17 protein-coding genes, 1 tRNA gene and 2 pseudogenes are annotated in these 17,703 nt (G+C 39.2%); 6 read left to right on the top strand and 14 right to left on the bottom strand.

Annotated features, from left to right (window positions below):
* The first annotated feature begins 50 nt into the window (after positions 1-50).
* A complete protein-coding gene (locus ACFINM_RS06045; protein WP_375621584.1) occupies positions 51-185 on the top strand; it encodes a hypothetical protein in 135 nt (44 codons plus the stop codon).
* Here ACFINM_RS06045 and ACFINM_RS06040 read toward each other — a convergent pair.
* Both ACFINM_RS06040 and ACFINM_RS06035 read right to left on the bottom strand, forming a co-directional pair.
* Entirely contained in the window at positions 182-754 is a 573-nt protein-coding gene (locus ACFINM_RS06040) for a disulfide bond formation protein B (RefSeq protein WP_375621583.1), read from the bottom strand. The genes ACFINM_RS06045 and ACFINM_RS06040 overlap by 4 nt on opposite strands.
* Positions 755-766: 12 nt before the next feature.
* Positions 767-1,372 carry a YqaA family protein gene (locus ACFINM_RS06035; protein WP_375638304.1) on the bottom strand — a complete coding sequence of 202 codons (606 nt, stop codon included), beginning with the start codon at positions 1,370-1,372 and terminating at the stop codon, positions 767-769.
* A gap of 221 nt (positions 1,373-1,593) precedes the next feature.
* Here ACFINM_RS06035 and ACFINM_RS06030 point away from each other — a divergent pair.
* A tRNA-Leu gene (locus ACFINM_RS06030) sits at positions 1,594-1,678 on the top strand.
* A gap of 1,631 nt (positions 1,679-3,309) precedes the next feature.
* Here the strand turns inward: ACFINM_RS06030 and ACFINM_RS06025 are convergent.
* From ACFINM_RS06025 to fumC, 4 genes and pseudogenes are all read right to left on the bottom strand, one after another.
* Complete coding sequence (locus tag ACFINM_RS06025; RefSeq protein WP_375621582.1) at positions 3,310-4,197, bottom strand: outer membrane protein; 888 nt, start codon at positions 4,195-4,197, stop codon at positions 3,310-3,312.
* 626 nt (positions 4,198-4,823) lie between these two features.
* A pseudogene (locus ACFINM_RS06020) lies at positions 4,824-5,044 on the bottom strand (lyase family protein); the annotation flags it as partial.
* Positions 5,045-5,713: 669 nt separating this feature from the next.
* Positions 5,714-5,905: a hypothetical protein gene (locus ACFINM_RS06015; protein WP_375640900.1), complete on the bottom strand. Its 192-nt coding sequence runs from the start codon at positions 5,903-5,905 to the stop codon at positions 5,714-5,716.
* Positions 5,906-6,038: 133 nt separating this feature from the next.
* Positions 6,039-7,427, bottom strand: a complete 1,389-nt coding sequence (gene fumC / locus ACFINM_RS06010; RefSeq protein ID WP_375611602.1) for a class II fumarate hydratase — start codon at positions 7,425-7,427, stop codon at positions 6,039-6,041.
* 227 nt (positions 7,428-7,654) lie between these two features.
* Between fumC and groES the strand changes: the two genes are divergently transcribed.
* The 3 genes and pseudogenes from groES to groEL form a co-directional block, all read left to right on the top strand.
* Positions 7,655-7,951, top strand: coding sequence for a co-chaperone GroES (gene groES, locus ACFINM_RS06005; RefSeq protein WP_005774667.1), 297 nt, complete (start codon positions 7,655-7,657; stop codon positions 7,949-7,951).
* A gap of 58 nt (positions 7,952-8,009) precedes the next feature.
* Complete coding sequence (gene groL / locus ACFINM_RS06000) at positions 8,010-9,653, top strand: chaperonin GroEL (protein ID WP_375606493.1); 1,644 nt, start codon at positions 8,010-8,012, stop codon at positions 9,651-9,653.
* Positions 9,654-9,723: 70 nt separating this feature from the next.
* Positions 9,724-9,920 (top strand): annotated as a pseudogene (gene groEL, locus ACFINM_RS05995) (chaperonin GroEL); the annotation flags it as partial.
* Between the two features lie 706 nt (positions 9,921-10,626).
* On the opposite strand, the gene ACFINM_RS05990 reads toward groEL, so the two are convergent.
* The 8 genes from ACFINM_RS05990 to ACFINM_RS05955 form a co-directional block, all read right to left on the bottom strand.
* On the bottom strand, positions 10,627-10,824 hold the full coding sequence (locus tag ACFINM_RS05990) for a hypothetical protein (RefSeq protein WP_375638307.1): 198 nt from the start codon (positions 10,822-10,824) through the stop codon (positions 10,627-10,629).
* A 711-nt stretch (positions 10,825-11,535) separates the two neighbouring features.
* Complete coding sequence (locus ACFINM_RS05985; RefSeq protein WP_375610233.1) at positions 11,536-11,748, bottom strand: hypothetical protein; 213 nt, start codon at positions 11,746-11,748, stop codon at positions 11,536-11,538.
* Complete coding sequence (locus tag ACFINM_RS05980) at positions 11,741-11,953, bottom strand: hypothetical protein (protein ID WP_375621581.1); 213 nt, start codon at positions 11,951-11,953, stop codon at positions 11,741-11,743. The genes ACFINM_RS05985 and ACFINM_RS05980 overlap by 8 nt, the downstream gene beginning before the upstream one ends.
* The gene (locus ACFINM_RS05975; protein WP_375621580.1) at positions 11,877-12,113 is read right to left on the bottom strand and encodes a hypothetical protein; all 237 of its coding nucleotides are present in this window, start codon (positions 12,111-12,113) and stop codon (positions 11,877-11,879) included. Before ACFINM_RS05975 ends, ACFINM_RS05980 begins: the two co-directional genes overlap by 77 nt.
* Positions 12,110-12,772 (bottom strand): lysozyme, encoded by a 663-nt coding sequence (locus ACFINM_RS05970; protein WP_375640899.1) that lies wholly within the window; start codon positions 12,770-12,772, stop codon positions 12,110-12,112. The genes ACFINM_RS05975 and ACFINM_RS05970 overlap by 4 nt, the downstream gene beginning before the upstream one ends.
* 756 nt (positions 12,773-13,528) lie before the next feature.
* Complete coding sequence (locus ACFINM_RS05965; RefSeq protein ID WP_375621578.1) at positions 13,529-14,455, bottom strand: YopJ/AvrA family T3SS effector serine/threonine acetyltransferase; 927 nt, start codon at positions 14,453-14,455, stop codon at positions 13,529-13,531.
* Between the two features lie 319 nt (positions 14,456-14,774).
* Positions 14,775-15,701 (bottom strand): YopJ/AvrA family T3SS effector serine/threonine acetyltransferase, encoded by a 927-nt coding sequence (locus ACFINM_RS05960; RefSeq protein ID WP_375640898.1) that lies wholly within the window; start codon positions 15,699-15,701, stop codon positions 14,775-14,777.
* 319 nt (positions 15,702-16,020) lie between these two features.
* Entirely contained in the window at positions 16,021-16,965 is a 945-nt protein-coding gene (locus ACFINM_RS05955) for a YopJ/AvrA family T3SS effector serine/threonine acetyltransferase (RefSeq protein ID WP_375640897.1), read from the bottom strand.
* 415 nt (positions 16,966-17,380) lie between these two features.
* On the opposite strand from ACFINM_RS05955, the gene ACFINM_RS05950 reads away from it, so the two are divergent.
* Entirely contained in the window at positions 17,381-17,605 is a 225-nt protein-coding gene (locus ACFINM_RS05950; RefSeq protein ID WP_375640896.1) for a hypothetical protein, read from the top strand.
* Positions 17,606-17,703: the final 98 nt, after the last annotated feature.

The following is a 17,703-nucleotide window of genomic DNA, read 5'->3' as shown; positions in this document are numbered from 1 at the left end:
GTATCTGCTTATTTTTGTCTTTTGAGTACAACGCTAGAGGAGGGATGTTGGTGACTCGTTGGTGTGGGTGGGTTGGTTTGGCGGTGGGTGGTTCTGGGTGGGGATTGGTGACTGGAGGGTTGTTGGTAGGGGAAAGCGATTGGAGAGAACGAGTGCACGCGGTTTCGTTTCTATTTTATGGTTAGAGTTTTTTATGGACTGAAAGGAGCCCTTTTGAAGTAATATAGAGGCTTATAAGGGAGAAAAATAGGCTTGAGACGACATTCCAACCGGCAAATGAGAGAAAAAGAAAGCGTGCGGATGCTTCAGAACAAGAAGGAGGATGAATGTTGTTTAATTGGTTAAGCAGCTGGTTAATGTCTGAGGTTTTTCTGACTGCGCTTAAACCACAACTGAGGGGAGCTGCCCAAAAGCCATATTCAACACCCGCATGATAAACGGCTAAAACAAGGCTGATGCACATTAAGACAAAAACACACAAAAATAAAAGTTGTATCCAAGCAGTTATGCGAAAAAAACATGCCCCAAAACCTGCTAAGAGCAAAAATGGTATGGCTCCATAATAGGGAAAACGTTCTATGAGACATAAATCGCAAGGAAGATATCCTCCGAAATATTCAAAACCAAGGGCAATCCCTATTGTGGCAGACAAGCAAAAAGCGAGAAAAAAAGCCCATAAACTTTGTTCTTTTCTGCTGGGTTCAAGATGAAGGTGTTTGTGTAAAAGTGGGTGAGAAGACAAAACGCATGCCATTAAGTCTGTTCCTTATAAAAGCTTCCTGTTTAAAAAAGCTATGAAAATCCCATAAATTAAAAGGAGGCTAACACAACCAATGAGAACAATCCATTTAAAATGCTGTACTAGAAAATTCATTGCTTTTTGCCCAAAATGTTTAATCAGCCACGCGAGAAGATAAAAACGAGCGCCTCTGGAAAAAATACAAATAAGAATGAAAAATTCAAGACGCACACTCATAACACCGGCCAAAATTGTGACAATCTTGATGGGGGGAAGATGAAAAAAACCTGATGTTATCAGTAAAATGATGAGAAATTGCAGGGTTGCACTATTTTTCAGTGATTCAAAACTTTCAACCTTACCATAAATTTCTAAAATGGGTTTGGCAAGGGTATCATAGGCAAAATGTCCGATAAACCAACCGGCAATGCCTCCTAATACAGAACAGATTGTCGCAATCAAAGCATAGCGATAAACCCGCTTTTGATGGATAAGAAGCATCGGAATATATAAAACATCTATGGGAATTGGAAAAACAGAACTTTCAATAAAGGCAATGAAACCAAGCCAGTGTGGTGCTGTACGCCGATTTGCTAAAGAAATCGTCCAAAGCTTTAATTTGTTTAATATCATGAGGCTTTTATAAGTTTAAGAGGTAAAGACTTTACAAATGAGATTGCTATAAATCCGGTAGAGAAATCCAATAAAGAAAGTATTTCATAAAATAGATAAGAAAATGATATGAATTCTTAAAAAATGAGAAGTCTTCTGTTGACGAATCTGTGCTTCTTCATATAGTGCAAAGGAATAATCGACAAGTCTGTCTTTTATAGTCCTGTCTTTTATAGCAGTGTGCGGGTGTGGTGGAACTGGTAGACGCGCCAGACTCAAAATCTGGTTCCGAGAGGAGTGTCGGTTCGAGTCCGACCACCCGCACCACTTCATAAATATTTTCCTTTATCCTGTTATGGCGCATCACGTTGTTTTATAAAACATGGGGGGTTATAAAACGTGGGATTTATAGACCGTGTTCAATGTTTTGCATGTTGAATGAAAAACCTCGAATACCCTAGGATTCTTTCATTTCAAGTCTGCTTATAGTAAATCAACCAAAATCATGTCGCTCGTACGTTACAAGCTAGATGAGCTCTCGCGTGGAGTGAAATTTTACAAAAAATGAATAAAAATGCCTCTTATGCCGTTTCAAGGGCATCATTGGAGGTAAAGTATATGATGGATGGTGCCAGCTTGCATTTTTATGAAGTGTAGAGATGGTGCTCTATAGATTTTATATTCTTGTAGGTGCTGTCGCAAAATGGGCTTGAGGGTTTTGAGAGATGTTTCTTTAAAACACGCATGTGAATTGGCAACCCAAGTGTCTTGAATTTGAGTGTGTTTGGTTTGAAGCGTTGTCGTATGACATGAGGGGCGTGATCGCCAAAAAGATATGTGAGCAACAAAAGCATGGGGTAGTGCGTAATCTCCACTCTTTAAAAGACAGGAGCTTTAGAGGCTTAAAAAATAGTGCTTTAGAGGCTTTATAGATTTTATATTCTTGTAGGTGCTTTCGCAAAATGGGCTTGAGGGTTTTGAGAGCTGTTTCTTTAAAACACGCATGTGAATTGGCAACCAAAGTGTCTTGAATTTGAGTGTGTTTGGTTTGAAGCGTTGTCGTATGACATGAGGGGCGTGATCGCCAAAAAGATATGTGAGCAACAAAAACATGGGGCAATGTGTAATCTCCTCTCTTTAAAAGACAGGAGCATGAGAGGCTTAAAAGATTATGCTTTAGAGGCTTTCGAAAGTCGTAAAGCAGAGGGAAATGGTAAGGTTGGAAATTGTTTTTTTACCTTGACAACTTCATGTTCTCTCCAAATGAAGCTGTCTTCTCGTTACAGAAATTACATAAACAGAGAACCGCAATATTCTCTCTCCACTCTTGGCATATAATAGCGGTAAAATACTGTTGTTTGAAGTGTGGTCATATAGGGCATACTTCCTTGAAACGTTACAGTATTTTTTTCGGTGTGTGTTGGATATTCTTCAGTGTTTGTCTTGCTTGAGATTTAAGGGCATTCCATGAGGAGGAGCCCAAAGAAGCCCGCCCAATATCCCCCAATATCTCCCAAGAGTCTCCAAGGGTTTTTGTGCTTTTATAAACGGACATGGTGTTTAAAAATGGGTGTTTAAAAATGGGTGTTTAAAAATGGGTTTTTAGAATCTTTATCCTTTAAGAGCGGGGAGGCCAAGTCAACATCATCTTATAAAACTGCAATTGATGCACAATATCTATATTTATTTTAAAGAAATATCTCTTAAATAACGGCTCTCATTTATTTTACGATGGCGCCCAGTGGTATGATGGTAAAGCTTTATATTCCAAAGGCATTACATGAAAGGCTGAGAGGATAGGAGCTTGCTTTAAGAGAGGGAGAGGCTTTATTGTTTCGTGACTATTTGTTTACAGTTTAGTACAGGTTTTTAGAAGCTACGTCTTTTTAGGGGGAAAGGGGCATTAAAAAACCCCGTTTTTAACAGGGTTTTTTAATCGTTCAATTTTTCTACAAAACTTAGAATTTATAAGCGATACCAAAGCGAACATCATGCGTTTGAGAAGAGATTTTAAGGTTATCGTTTGCAAATTTCTTTTTAAAAAAATCTGAATAACGATATTCTGTCCGCATAATGATATTATCTGTCATTGCAAGATCAAAACCACCACCAACAGTGTAACCAAACATTGTTTTTGTCTCATCTAACACATTGCCAGAAGCAAAAATTGTCGAATCTTCTTGCGATTTTGATAAAAGTGACATGATATATTGCATCTGTCTATAGGCTATACCCCCTGCAATATAAGGCATAAGACGATGGGAAGCAAAACCAATGCGCGCGCGCGTGGCACCAGACCACGTTTCTTTCAATGTTACACTGCTAACAACAATGTCACCATAGTTGGATATCGTTTCACCCTGAGCTGCAGGTTTTATGATAGGAATCCCAGCTTTTTTAAAGGCAATGTTAATGGAGTTTGATTCATCTAGAATTTTCTTTCCATTGTCTGTTTGGGTGCTTTTCCTTCCAGACCAGACCATATCGGTATCAAAACCGAAAACAAGATCTCCCAGATCAATATTAGAACCTGCATACAAACCTGCTCTCAATCCTGATAGTTTCGGTGATAAATCTCTATCAACCCAAGCCCATTTTCCGTCCCTAGCTTCTTGTGCGTAATTTAGAGTATTTTTATTGGAAAAATATCCAATTTGTCCTCCAAAATAAAAACCAGACCAAGAAAAAGGCGCAGAAACAGTAACCGGTGAAATACGTGACGATGAAACATCTTGCAATGAAACCTTCGGTTCTGATTGCTTAAAGATTACCGTATCTGCTGCTTGCGCTGTTGAAGCGGTAATGAAGGTGAAAATAGATAGTGCAACTAAACATTTTGTTTTCATAAAAACGTCCCCAATTTATTTCAGATACAAATCGTATTATATACAAATTGGTTAAAAAAATCTATACTTAATATCATTATGAAAACTAAAACACTCAAAAACTCTATAATTATCCATATTTAAGCGTTCTTAAAACTTGTTTTCATGCTATTATGCCGGGTTTATATTGATTTTTCAGGATTTTTTTATACGCCTTCAGTGTTCTCTGTGTTTTAGAAAAAATTATAGTATAGTAAATAAGCTTTTTACTTATTTAAAAAACATTATTTTATACATATTAAAACACTTTTTGTTATTAAATGTATTATCCATTATGATTGACATCAATGTGCTTACATATTCAATTGATCGTAAAAAATGCATATTGGCACCATCATATTCTTTGCTCGTTTCTGATGTTGCGTAGCTTTGTATTGCGATAGCCTTTTGAGCACTTGAGGGGATGAGCGACTTTATTTCTTTTTTATCTATATGCCACTTTTGCTTATGATAATCCAAGCGAATAGTTTTGATTGATTGAATGGAATACGAAGAATAAGAAGGAGTAAAGTGCGAGAATCTCAAGTCTCATGAGGTTTCTTATGCGCCATGTAAAACGGATAAACTCTCCGTTCCGTTCACTTAAAGCCAGAACGTGGATGAGAGCCTAAAAACTGAAAGTCGTTGGCGATTTTAAAGAGATTAGCGCGTGCCATTCAGGTTTTTGTGGAAATGGGTGAGGGCGCTATAATGGGCAAATGCCTCCAATTTCTTGCGAGCTGTCAAGGATATCCCCGTTAGAGAGCTGATTGTTTCAGCAAAGGTCAAAACCTTTCGGTGCATTGAATTTTGTTCCAACAGCTGTTCCTCTATTGAGCACCCCCATCTTCACGCTTCATAAAAGAGACATTTTTCAATGTTCCTAAACCCATTTCATGACAGCGATTGTGAATGATATAATAATAAATCTATTGAGCACTCCCATCTTCACGCTTCATAAAAGAGACATTTCTCAATGTTCCTAAACCCATTTCATGACAGCGATTGTGAATGGTATAATAATAAATCTATTGAGCATCTCTTTTACGCTTCATAAAGGAGCACGCCGGTACCATTACTATATTTGCCAGTTCGTGGGGTTGTTGTGACAGTCCTCTCCACAATGTTGTGATAGGCCCCTTTGTCCGTTGTGACAGTCCTTGGCACTTGAGGTGGTTCATTAGAGGCGTTTGTAGTCCTTATCGGATACAATTTCTATTCACGCATTCATTGCGTTTGTGATGTGCAAGTCAGTGATTTTGATTGATGCAACATGGGACCGATTTAAAATGAGAAAATCTTACGGTCTTTAGGATTCTCGTTCAATATGGATAACGCTAGATTATCATTATAAATAAACACATTATCTCATTGAGATAAGAGTTATCTACCCAATGTTATCAATAATGATAACATTGTAAAGCGTAACTACGATGAATTCATTAATCTTTTTATACTTCGATTGAAATTATGTCTATTAATACCGATTTTTTTGAGCTCATTCTGTTTGGTTGATAGCTAATAGATTTTCAAAATCAAAACGCGAAGCTAGAATGAAAAACACCTTAAGGTCATATCCATTTAAATCACTTTCTGCCAGTATAGCCATTGGGTGTTGAGCTATGACTATCCATGCCTTTCCAAAACCGTTGTGCCTTTTAAGTACAATATAAGCAACAAAAACACCCATAGCATAAATGCGGCTCAGAGCCTAAAATGAACGCTGTGGGTAATTGTTATCGGTCATCATCGGGGTGTTTACACCCCGATCTTTTGACAGAAAGATTTGTTTTAAGATGTTTGCATCTTTTTTAGTGGGTTGTTTATTGGGGAGCAATCATCTTTTTAGGATCAACTAATCGGTCATAATCCTCTACAAAAACACCTGCTTTTAATGCTTCGGTGCGCAAAGTTGTATCATTTTTATGCGCTGCTTTGGCAATTTCAGCAGCTTTTTCATAGCCAATTTCTGGTGCAAGAGCTGTGACTAACATGAGTGAGCGCTCCATGAGTGAGTGAATATGAACACGATTGGCCCGTAATCCTTGAATGCAATGCATATCAAAAGAACGCATGCAATCACCAAGAAGGGTAATTGATTGTAAAACGTTATAGCCAATAACAGGTTTATAAACGTTGAGTTCAAAATGTCCTTGGCTTGCGGCAAAGGTTACGCTGGTGTGATTACCAAAAACTTGGCATGCGACCATGGTTAAGGCTTCACATTGCGTGGGGTTGACTTTGCCGGGCATAATAGAAGATCCGGGTTCATTTTCAGGAAGACTGAGTTCCCCTAAACCGGAACGTGGACCAGAGCCTAAAAACCGAATGTCATTGGCAATTTTAAACAGATCAGCAGCGAGAGCATTCAAGCTCCCGTGGAAATGCGCAAGGGCGCCATGATGGGCAAGTGCTTCAAATTTATTGCTGGCAGTTTGGAACGTTATTTCTGTGAGAGTGCTCACTGTTTGCGCAAAAGCAACGTCAAAACCTTTTGGCGCATTCAGCCCTGTGCCAACAGCCGTACCACCTTGAGCAAGCATTTGGACATCGGTTAGAGCATTTTCAATACGCTGAAAATTGGCTTCTAATGCGGCACGATAGCCTGAAAATTCTTGCCCTAAGGTTAAAGGGGTTGCATCTTGCGTATGGGTGCGGCCGATTTTAATGATATCTGCAAATTCTTGCTCTTTTTGTTTTAATGTCGCAATAAGAGCTTCAAGGATTGGCAGTAAGTGTTGGCGTGTTTGCAACGTGGTGGCAATGTGAAGCGCCGTGGGAAAGGAATCGTTCGATGATTGGCTCATGTTGACATGGTCATTGGGATGAACTGGTTTTTTGCTTCCAAGTTTTCCTCCCAAAATCTTACTAGCACGATTAGCAATGACTTCATTGACATTCATATTGCTTTGTGTGCCAGAACCTGTTTGCCAGACGGACAGTGGAAAATGCGTATCAAAATCGCCAGCAAGCACTTCATCAGCGGCGGCAATAATTGCTTTTCCAATATTTTCTGGTAGTTTTCCTTTGCCCATATTTACAATCGCTGCTGCTTTTTTGACAAGGACTAAGGCATAGATGATGGCAAGAGGCTGCTTTTCACTGCCAATATTAAAATTATGCAGAGAACGTTCAGTTTGTGCGCCCCAATAACGATCTTGACGTACCGAAATCGTTCCAAAGCTATCCGTTTCCTGACGTGTTTCAACCATGATAAGATCCTTTTTTGTTCACGGGTTCTCAAAAAAGATAGATAACGCGAAAGTGCAATAAGAGGCAAGACTTTGAAGCTTCATTTAGAGAAATTATTTTTATGGCTATTCTTGACATTGAGAGATGCCGATTTTATATCTAACACATGCTAGCACTCGTAATTTGAGAGTGCTAGCAAGAACTTTTAAGATTAATTCAATTATGTTCAGTTTTAAGGATTTAAAACATGGCTAATATACAATTCCGCCCACTTCACGACCGTGTCGTTGTCCGTCGGGTTGAATCTGAAAATAAAACGGCTGGTGGGATTATCATCCCTGATACAGCAAAAGAAAAACCCCAAGAAGGCGAAGTGATTGCTGTTGGCAATGGCGCTCTCGATGATAACGGAAAGCGCGTGCCTTTAGAAGTCAAAACAGGAGACCGTATTTTGTTTGGAAAATGGTCTGGAACTGAAGTCAAGATTAATGGGGAAGACCTCCTCATCATGAAAGAATCTGACATTATGGGAATTATGGGCTAATTGAAGCACTTAGTTTTTCATTGTGTACTATTTTGAGAAAACTCCAAGGAGAAATTAAATGGCTGCTAAAGAAGTCAAATTTGGCCGTGAAGCGCGTGAGCGTTTGTTGCGCGGTGTCGACATCCTTGCTAATGCTGTTAAGGTGACACTCGGCCCTAAAGGTCGCAATGTGGTGATTGATAAATCATTCGGTGCGCCTCGTATCACAAAAGATGGTGTATCCGTTGCAAAGGAAATCGAACTGGAAGATAAGTTCGAAAATATGGGTGCACAAATGTTGCGCGAAGTTGCTTCTAAAACCAATGATATCGCTGGTGATGGAACAACAACAGCAACTGTTTTAGGACAAGCTATTGTGCAAGAAGGTGTTAAAGCTGTTGCTGCGGGCATGAACCCAATGGATCTTAAACGTGGGATTGATGCTGCTGTTGAAGAAGTGGTGGCAAACCTCTTCAAAAAAGCAAAAAAAATTCAAACTTCAGCAGAAATTGCACAGGTGGGAACAATTTCCGCTAATGGCGCTGCTGAAATCGGTAAAATGATCGCTGATGCTATGGAAAAAGTGGGCAATGAAGGCGTCATTACCGTGGAAGAAGCTAAAACCGCTGAAACGGAATTAGAAGTCGTTGAAGGAATGCAATTTGACCGTGGGTATCTTTCCCCTTATTTTGTCACAAATGCTGAGAAAATGGTCGCTGATCTTGATGATCCTTACATTCTCATTCACGAAAAGAAATTGTCTAATTTGCAATCTCTTCTTCCTGTGCTTGAAGCTGTTGTTCAGTCTGGAAAACCACTTCTCATTATCGCTGAAGATGTGGAAGGTGAAGCTTTGGCAACGCTCGTTGTCAACAAATTGCGTGGTGGTTTGAAAATTGCTGCTGTAAAAGCTCCTGGATTTGGTGACCGTCGTAAAGCAATGTTAGAGGATATCGCTATCTTGACATCCGGACAGGTTATTTCTGAAGATGTGGGCATTAAACTTGAAAATGTCACTTTGGATATGCTTGGACGTGCAAAGAAAGTGAATATTTCTAAAGAAAACACCACCATTATTGATGGTGCTGGACAAAAGGCTGAAATTACTGCTCGCGTCAATCAAATCAAGGCTCAGATTGAAGAAACAACTTCTGACTATGACCGTGAAAAATTGCAAGAAAGACTTGCTAAACTCGCTGGTGGTGTTGCTGTTATCCGTGTGGGTGGTGCAACAGAAGTTGAAGTGAAAGAAAAGAAAGACCGTGTTGATGATGCTTTGAATGCAACACGTGCTGCTGTTGAAGAAGGTATTGTTGCTGGTGGTGGTACCGCATTGTTGCGTGCAGCAAATGCGTTGACCGTTAAGGGAAGTAATCCTGACCAAGAAGCTGGTATTAGTATCGTTCGTCGTGCTCTACAAGCACCAGCGCGCCAGATTGCAAGCAATGCTGGTGAAGAAGCCGCTATTATTGTGGGCAAAGTGCTGGAAAATAATGCTGACACTTATGGTTACAATACCGCAACTGGTGAATTCGGTGATTTGATTGCTTTGGGAATTGTTGATCCTGTGAAAGTTGTGCGCTCTGCTCTTCAGAATGCGGCTTCAATTGCGAGCCTTCTGATCACAACAGAAGCAATGGTTGCTGAAGTTCCAAAGAAAGATACACCAATGCCTCCGATGCCTGCTGGCGGAATGGGTGGAATGGGCGGAATGGATTTCTAAGCTCTTATTTCATAGAAGTAATAAAGAAACGGGCCTTCTGTGCCCGTTTTTTTTATGCTTTTCATGTTTTTCAACCGGTGAATTTGGTGATTTGATTGCTTTCAAGAATTGTTGATCCCGTGAAAGTTTTTGCGTTCTGCTCTTCAGAATGCGGCTTCAATTGCGAGCCTTCTGATCACAACAGAAGCAATGGTCGCTGAAGTTCCAAAGAAAGATACACCAATGCCTCCGATGCCTGCTGGCGGAATGGGTGGAATGGATTTCTAAGCTCTTATTCCTAGACGTAATAAAGAAACGGGTCTTCTGTGCCCGTTTTTTTTATGCTTTTTCACGTTTCATACAGTTTTTCCTTTTATGATAGTTTCTTTATCTTATAGGATTGTTCTATTCTCCTCTGGTTGATCTACCGTTATTGTGAATGAATTTCACTCTTAATCCATAGCTTTTTCTCTTGTTTTTATGAAATGTTTCTATTGTGCGGGGATCGTGGTTTCCTTTGAAAATATTGTGCTAATAAAAATATAACTATTTGATTTATAATCATTTATTCATAATACAGTTCTGTTTTTTCATTTCAGGTTTATGCATGCATCGTTAAAAAATCCTGTGTTTGTGCTTCATAAGGTGAGAGGTCACTACGGTTTTTATGAACCAACGCAATCATTAAAAGTCAGTAGTTAAAAAGAGTCAGTAGTTAAGAGTTAGTACCTATTGAGCGTTGGAAAGACAGAGTTGAAAAGAGCATGATGGGGCTGGTTTGTTTTTTATGAATAAGATGCTGGTATTTCAAGCTTTTGCATAGGAGAATAAGCATCTCTCTGTTTCGTTGATCTCTGAAATGGGGAGACTGCCCCATTTCAGAAGCTTAAAGACAAAAGCTAATTTTTCGCCTTGCTCTCATCTTTTTTTCGGTAAGCTCATCACCTAAACTGGAGCCAAACCCATGTTGTTATACTCAAGTTCTGTTTGTTGCCTATATTGTGACAGAAAATTCTTGAGTGGGGAGCAATTTTTGAACTAAGGGGACCATGACAGTTAGCCGAAAAAAATCATGACAAGACAGTAGGCGTGCTTGTGTTAGAATTTTTAATGCTTCTGATGATAAAGGCACGCGAAATTCTGTTGTAGCCTCATGCCTTCTTTTCATATTTTCGAGCCAAGGATTTTCCATATATTCTCTTCAACTTGACCTTTATGCATAGAACATAAGGGAATTGAGAGGCAGGGAATTGGGAGGGGGAAATTGGGAGGCAGGGTATTGGGAGGCAGGGCATTGGGAGGGGGAAATTGGGAGGCAGGGAATTGGGAGGCAGGGAATTGGGAGGCAGGGCATTGAGAGGGTGGAAATTGGGAGGCAGGGAATTGGGAGGCAGGGAATTGGGAGGCAGGGTATTGGGAGGGTGGAAATTGAGAGGGTGGAAATTGAGAGGCAGGGAATTGGGAGGCAGGGCATTGGGAGGCAGGGAATTGGGAGGGTGGGAGGAGCCGGCTTGCTTTTTTATTCAACGTAAAGATGAGAGGTTTTATGTAAGGCTACCATTACATTGCTTGTTTATGCGCTTCTTTAAAAGAAATGTCTTTTAATACAAATTCTTGGCAATGTTATTTATGAAGAGTATAAAATCATTTGGATATCAATAGATTATTAAAAAAATGTATGTTGGTATGATCCTTTTCTTATGTTACCAAAGTTGCTGACTTACGCGTTGGTTAAAAATCTCTCTTCATACCCCTAAATTCATTTCATGAAAGTGTTTGTGAAGAGTGTATAAAAATTTCTCGTGAGACATGAAAAATCATCAATAAAACTCCATGTTTTCAAAAATAACGAATGGCTTTTTATATTTAAAAGATTTAACACGTCTCACGTTTTTTATTTATTTTAGAGCTGAATATTCGATTTTTGTGTAAAAATACTTCCCAGCACATCTACGATCCGTGAAAAATCAAGTGCTAATAAGAAAATGATGAATATAATCCATTTCGTATAGCGTGACATCATTTTTACACTTTTATACGTTGTGATGATTTCTTGTAGGACTTCTTTTTCCTTTTCTGTAAGCTCTGTTTGTTTTTCTGTTTTTTTTCTAGCCATGTTTCCACCCACACAAGCCTTCCCCTTGTTTGTTATGCTTTAAAATATCTCTTGCGAGATTTGAACTGATGACATTGAGATCTTTTTTGTCTAAATAAATGGGCATCCAACCAACGCAAGAAAAAGGCTCATTGATTGTTTTTATCGCGCAACCAGTGAGTAAGAGCAGCGCGTACATCAGCATCACTTTTTTGATTAATTGCATTTTCCACCTCTAGCCGTGTTGTTGATGACTTTAGCGTTTTTTCTATTTGCTTTTGTTGTTCAACCTTCTTTCCAAGAGTGAAAGCTTTCGCTAAAGCGATAAAAAAAGCGGTCAGAGCCGCTCCTGTTATCATCAGATTTTTTTTCAACCACCACATCATAAGCGCTGCTCCCGAAACCGTTTTGCCACAAAGAAAATGCCAACGCAGGCGGCTAAAACCATAATGGTTGCTAATGCCCATTGGATGGGACCATTGCCTGCCAATAAGCCCCCAAGTCCAGAAAAAGAACCAATAATCGGTGTAAGCGCTTCTGCTTTGAAAAATCCCATTGGAGCTTGCGTTTCTACAGTTTGGTAGTTGGGAGAAACATAAGCCCCTTTTGCCCATAATCCCGATTCTGCTGCACGACGGTGCACTAAACCGTGAAGACGTTTTCCTCCTGCTTTAGTCCACTTTTGTAACTCAGCAGGGACGGCTTCATATTCGCCATTATTGAGTTTTTTGAGCAGGGTCGAATTACAAAAAGCCGATGTTCCTATATTATAGCAAAACGATACGAGCGCGGCGAATTGTTCATCCGTTAAAGAAACCGTCACATGTTTTTCAACGGTATTCTCAAATTGTCTTAAATCTTGAGAAAGAATTTCTTCTGCTTGTTTTTCAGTAATGATCATGCCCTTGTGAACGAACGGTTTGCCAGCCGCGCTGGTATGGCCATAGCCGATTGTCCACACCCCGATGGAATCTTTATAGGCTTGTAAACGCAATCCTTCCCATTGTTTAATGAGCGCAAGCCCTGCTTTAGATATTTTTCTCATTTGCTTCTCCATAAAATAAAGCCTCACGTTAACGTGAGGCTGGTTGACAGATTAAAAATGAATTTTTTCACGCTTCAAAAACAGAAGAGATGTGAAACTTTTATGAAATCAAAAGGTTGGTTATGACATCTTAGGAAATGGGGGAATGGTTGGTCAAAAGGGATCATAGTCGGCCAAGTGGGGTAATGGTTGGCAAAGAGGGATAATGGTTGGTCAAGAGGGATAATGGTTGGGCAAGTGGGGTAAATAGTTGGCAAAGAGGGGTAAATAGTTGGGCTGGTGTTTTCCGTTAAGAGAGGTTGTTGATTTTAAGAGCTTGTCCTGGTGTTTTTGATGGAGCCTTCTTGGGGTGCGGGCGGTTGTTTGGTTGATGCACGATAAGTGTGGTCTATTGCGGTTGTTTGGTCGTATGGTATTGATGTGGGGGTGTTTGAGATACGAAGTGGATACTCTCAGAAAAACAAGACATATGCTTTTACTGAAGACGAAAGCATTAAATATTTTATGTATCAAGCGTTTTGCTTATCCAAAGAGTCTCATTGTTACACAGAGCTTTGGGCTAACAAGAGCTGTGGAATTTTGATACAATTTTAAGAGGGGCTGGTTTTTATAGGACAATGGTGCTTTTTCTTTAAGAGGAAAGTTGTTGGCTATTTTTGTTTTATGAGCGCAAAAGCTGGTTTGCTTAGAGAAATCTTAGCCGTAAAGTAGCCTCTCTTCGTTCTTTGATGAATAGGAATATGGAAAAAGCCTCACTTACATCGTTAAAGATTTGTATTCAGTGAGCCTTTTTTGGTGGGAGGAAACGGAAACAGTTTTTCCCTCTGTTTCTCTTAAGTTTTTTTCAAATCTCTCCCTCAGGGTTTCGCCTTTTTTGTTGACTGTTTCATGTTCAGCTTCCGGATGGACTTTTAAATATTGTTCTAGACGTCTTCTTCCTTGCGCATGTTTATAAAAAGTGGTTGGAAGATAGGAATCTAACTTTTCAGCAGATAAAGATGAGTTGGGTTCACATAATACACCCTTAACATTATCTTTGTGCAATCTTGCTAATTTATCAGATTCAAGATGAAGCTTTTTGGCAAGGCTTAAGCTGAACATCCCACATTCAGAAGAGCTTCGCTGAATATCCATTTCTGCCGTGGTAAAAGAATAAGGAGGCAGTTGAAGACATTGAAGGGTTTGATTTATTTTTATCCCTAGTTTGCAAGCTGTGATATTCTGAAATGTTGTAGGTTCAAGCATAATCAAAGAGATTTTCTCATCAACTTTTTGATAATCAAGGACGGCAAAGTGGATTTTGCTTCCCGAATTTACTATAAATCGGGCAGATTTTGCGTCGCTCTCAACGACTTCTTTTAGGGCGTGCGAAAACTCTTCTGCTGTAAGAGCCAATTTGAGATTCATTTCTGGATATTTGCTGTTTGCTTTTTCTACGAGAGCCGGCATCAATCTAATATCTGTGTTTTCATAATAAGCGTTAATCCAACGGCCGGTGACAAGATCATCTTCTAAGCCTGTAATAATATCTTTTAATTCGTCAGAACTCGGTGCAACATGTTCTTCTTCTGTTTGGATGGAACTTTGCATCAAACGTGCAATAAGGTCTTCTAAAGATTCATTTGCACCTGCTCCTTCTGGTGTTTGTGAGGAATGAGGGAGGGAAGAATCTTGTGGCTTCATAATCTTAGCCTCTATATTGATGATCGATAAATGATATTATTTCTTCAATTCTGGCTAAACAATGTTTGCAGGAAAGATTTTTATCTAAAAAAAAACAAAGAGATGAAATCATCTTTATTTTAAAAAATTTTTGTTACGAAAGACAAAATCCCCCGCTTTTCAGAGTCAAAGGTAAGGTATCTTTTTGTCTTTTAAGAGATCACGTTGCTTACTGTTTGCATCTTTACCTCAAAAGAAGATTTGCTAACAGCAATTTATGCCTTACCGTAAAGCCGCAGAGCTTCATTCTTTGTGGATGTGGAATAGAGCTAAATGCTTATTACATCATTAGAGATTTGTATTCTGTGGCTCTTTTTCTGTGTTGTGAAACAGAAACAGTTTTTGTCTCTGTTGCTACCAAGCTTCTCTCAAATCTTTCGGTTAGGGTTTCGCCTTTTTTGTTTACTTTCTCCTGTGCTGCTTCTGGATTGGCTTTTAGATATTCCCCAAGACGTCTTCTTCCTTGCACGTGTTTGTAAAAAGAGGTTGGAAGATATGTATCTAACTTTTCAGGAGATAGAGGTGTATCTGGTTCACATAATACACCCTTAACATTATCCTTATGCAGTCTTTCTAATTTAGCAGATTCGGTATGAAGCTTTTTAGCGAGCGCTAAACAAAACATTCCGCATTCAGAGGAACTGCGTTGAATGTCCATTTCTGCCATGGCAAAAGAACAGTTGGGCAAATTATGCGCTTTAAGAGCCAATTGTGTTCTTAATGCCAGCACTGCTGGTTTCATATTGTTGAGTGTTGTAGGTTCAAAAAATATCACGGAGGTTTTGTCATCGATGGTTTGATGATCAATCACTGAAAAATGGATTCCCCTGTCCTTTGTGTGAATAATAAATCTAGAAGATTGAACGCCGTTTTCGATGGCTTCTTTGAGTGCAAGGGCAAAGTCGTGAGATGACGCTGCCAATTGAAGACGCATGTCGGGATATTTACGATTTGCCTGATCGACCAAGGCTGGCATTAGTTTAAGGTCTGTACTTGCATAATCAGCTGTGAACCAACGACCCGTTGAGATATCATCCTCTAAACGGGCAATGATACTTTTTAATTCTTCACGATTGAATGGGATATTTTTGCCTTTTTCGCTACTGGGTTGTTCTAAATGTGCAGTAAGAGTGTCTAACGATGCATTTGCACTTGCTCCTTCTGGTGTTTGTGAGGAATGAGGGAGGGAAGAATCTTGTGGCTTCATACTATTAGCCTCCATATTGATAATCGATAGGTGATATTATCTTCTTCAATTCTGGCTAAACAATGTTTGCAGGAAAGATTTTTATCTAAAAAAAACAAAGAGATGAAATCATCTTTATTTTAAAAAATTTTTGTTACGAAAGACAAAATCCCCCGCTTTTCAGAGTCAAAGGTAAGGTATCTTTTTGTCTTTTAAGAGATCACGTTGCTTACTGTTTGCATCTTTACCTCAAAAGAAGATTTGCTAACAGCAATTTATGCCTTACCGTAAAGCCGCAGAGCTTCATTCTTTGTGGATGTGGAATAGAGCTAAATGCTTATTACATCATTAGAGATTTGTATTCTGTGGCTCTTTTTCTGTGTTGTGAAACAGAAACAGTTTTTGTCTCTGTTGCTACCAAGCTTCTCTCAAATCTTTCGGTTAGGGTTTCGCCTTTTTTGTTTACTTTCTCCTGTGCTGCTTCTGGATTGGCTTTTAGATATTCCCCAAGACGTCTTCTGCCTTGCACGTGTTTGTATAAACGAGCTGGAAGATATGGATCTAATTTTTCAGCAGGTAAAGGCGTGTCTGGTTCACATAACACACCCTTAATATTATCTTTGTGTAGTCTTTCTAATTTTTGAGCTTCGAGATAAAGCTTTTTGGCAAGGCTTAAGCTGAACATCCCACATTCAGAGGAGCTTCGTTGAATATCCATTTCTACCATGGCAAAATGAATATTCGGAAATTGGTGATGTTCAATGGATTGTCGCGTTCTTAATGCAAGTAATGCGGGAAGCGTGTCACGCAGTGAGGTAGGTTCTAAAAATATCAGAGATGTTTTATTATCAATGGTTTGATGATCGACAACCGCAAAATGAATTCCCCTATCTTGTGCGTTAACGATCAGCCTAGAAGATTTTATGCCCTTTTCGAGCGTTTCTTTGAGTGCAAGGGCAAAGCCGTCAGGGGGGCTTGTAAGTTTGAGATTCATCTCTGGATATTTACGATTTGCTTGATCGACCAAGGCTGGCATCATGTACAGATCTAGAATATCATAATAATTTTTGATCCAACTGCCATCGGCATTATGCTTTTCTAAACCGGCAATAATATCTTTTAATTCCGCACGATTAAAAGGGGTGTTTTTTATTTTTTCAATGTTAAGCCGTTCTAAATGTGCAGTAAGAGTGTCTAATGATGCATTTGCATGCGCCCCTTCAGGTGCACTTGCACCTTCTGGGGTTTGTGAGGAATGTGGTGGGGGAGAATCTTGTGGCTTCATAATCTTAGCCTCTATGTTGATGATCGATAAGTGATATTATCTTCTTCAATTCTGGCTAAACAATGTTTTGAAAAACAAGCCTTTGCATCTTGAAAGGTGAGGCGATGAGAGCATAATAATGCTGTTTTCATATTTTTATGCGTGTATTGCTCATCATTGCTGTGATGTATGATATTGGTATTTTATGGGGGGATTATTAGGGCGTTCTATTGAGAGCCCTTATTGAATACCACTTGTTTTGAAAATCTCAAAATTATAGAGTTGTTGGTGATGCAAATTGTGTAATGCAAAAGAAAACAGTCAGAAAAGGACGAAAGATACCTTCAAACCGTAAAGTTTTAAACATTGTCGCGAAACACACTGTTTATAACAGTCTATAATAACTTATAATAGTCTATGATAATGCGAAAATTTTATGATGAAATCTGGACGCAGAAAACCCCTTACCGCACCCATCATTAAATACGATTTTTCATATTCTGTCAACCGCAAAACGATTATTTTTCCTCCTTTATCGCGGGAAAAATCTACAGAAAAAAGCTCATTCATTGGCTATGCAGCAAAATATCTTGTTTTAATGGAAAAGTTTTTGATGTGGCAAAAAACATTTTCTCCTTTGAGAAAGGCGTGGACAAGATGAATGGAGAATCGTGGTTTTGAAATCCGTGGTATTTTATTGATGGAATTAGGAAGGCGGTGGTTGGAAGGTGTTTGTGGAACAAAGCTTTAGGTATTGCG

Origin of the sequence: Bartonella sp. AA168HLJHH, from assembly GCF_042197365.1 — a bacterium.
Lineage (GTDB): Bacteria > Pseudomonadota > Alphaproteobacteria > Rhizobiales > Rhizobiaceae > Bartonella.
The sequence above is the reverse complement of the archived record's forward strand: the minus strand, read 5'-3'. Positions and strand labels throughout refer to the sequence as shown.

Excerpts from the sequence above, each read along its gene's own strand:
- ACFINM_RS06025 (WP_375621582.1), bottom strand. The coding sequence starts at position 4,197 with ATGAAAACAAAATGTTTAGTTGCACTATCTATTTTCACCTTCATTACC.
- ACFINM_RS05990 (WP_375638307.1), bottom strand. The coding sequence starts at position 10,824 with ATGGAAAATCCTTGGCTCGAAAATATGAAAAGAAGGCATGAGGCTACA.
- ACFINM_RS05950 (WP_375640896.1), top strand. The coding sequence starts at position 17,381 with ATGATGAAATCTGGACGCAGAAAACCCCTTACCGCACCCATCATTAAA.
- ACFINM_RS06035 (WP_375638304.1), bottom strand. The coding sequence starts at position 1,372 with ATGATATTAAACAAATTAAAGCTTTGGACGATTTCTTTAGCAAATCGG.
- fumC (WP_375611602.1), bottom strand. The coding sequence starts at position 7,427 with ATGGTTGAAACACGTCAGGAAACGGATAGCTTTGGAACGATTTCGGTA.
- ACFINM_RS05965 (WP_375621578.1), bottom strand. The coding sequence starts at position 14,455 with ATGAAGCCACAAGATTCTTCCCTCCCTCATTCCTCACAAACACCAGAA.
- ACFINM_RS06040 (WP_375621583.1), bottom strand. The coding sequence starts at position 754 with ATGGCATGCGTTTTGTCTTCTCACCCACTTTTACACAAACACCTTCAT.
- groL (WP_375606493.1), top strand. The coding sequence starts at position 8,010 with ATGGCTGCTAAAGAAGTCAAATTTGGCCGTGAAGCGCGTGAGCGTTTG.
- ACFINM_RS05985 (WP_375610233.1), bottom strand. The coding sequence starts at position 11,748 with ATGGCTAGAAAAAAAACAGAAAAACAAACAGAGCTTACAGAAAAGGAA.
- ACFINM_RS05980 (WP_375621581.1), bottom strand. The coding sequence starts at position 11,953 with ATGCAATTAATCAAAAAAGTGATGCTGATGTACGCGCTGCTCTTACTC.
- ACFINM_RS05960 (WP_375640898.1), bottom strand. The coding sequence starts at position 15,701 with ATGAAGCCACAAGATTCTTCCCTCCCTCATTCCTCACAAACACCAGAA.
- groES (WP_005774667.1), top strand. The coding sequence starts at position 7,655 with ATGGCTAATATACAATTCCGCCCACTTCACGACCGTGTCGTTGTCCGT.
- ACFINM_RS05955 (WP_375640897.1), bottom strand. The coding sequence starts at position 16,965 with ATGAAGCCACAAGATTCTCCCCCACCACATTCCTCACAAACCCCAGAA.
- ACFINM_RS05970 (WP_375640899.1), bottom strand. The coding sequence starts at position 12,772 with ATGAGAAAAATATCTAAAGCAGGGCTTGCGCTCATTAAACAATGGGAA.
- ACFINM_RS06015 (WP_375640900.1), bottom strand. The coding sequence starts at position 5,905 with ATGGGTGTTTTTGTTGCTTATATTGTACTTAAAAGGCACAACGGTTTT.
- ACFINM_RS05975 (WP_375621580.1), bottom strand. The coding sequence starts at position 12,113 with ATGATGTGGTGGTTGAAAAAAAATCTGATGATAACAGGAGCGGCTCTG.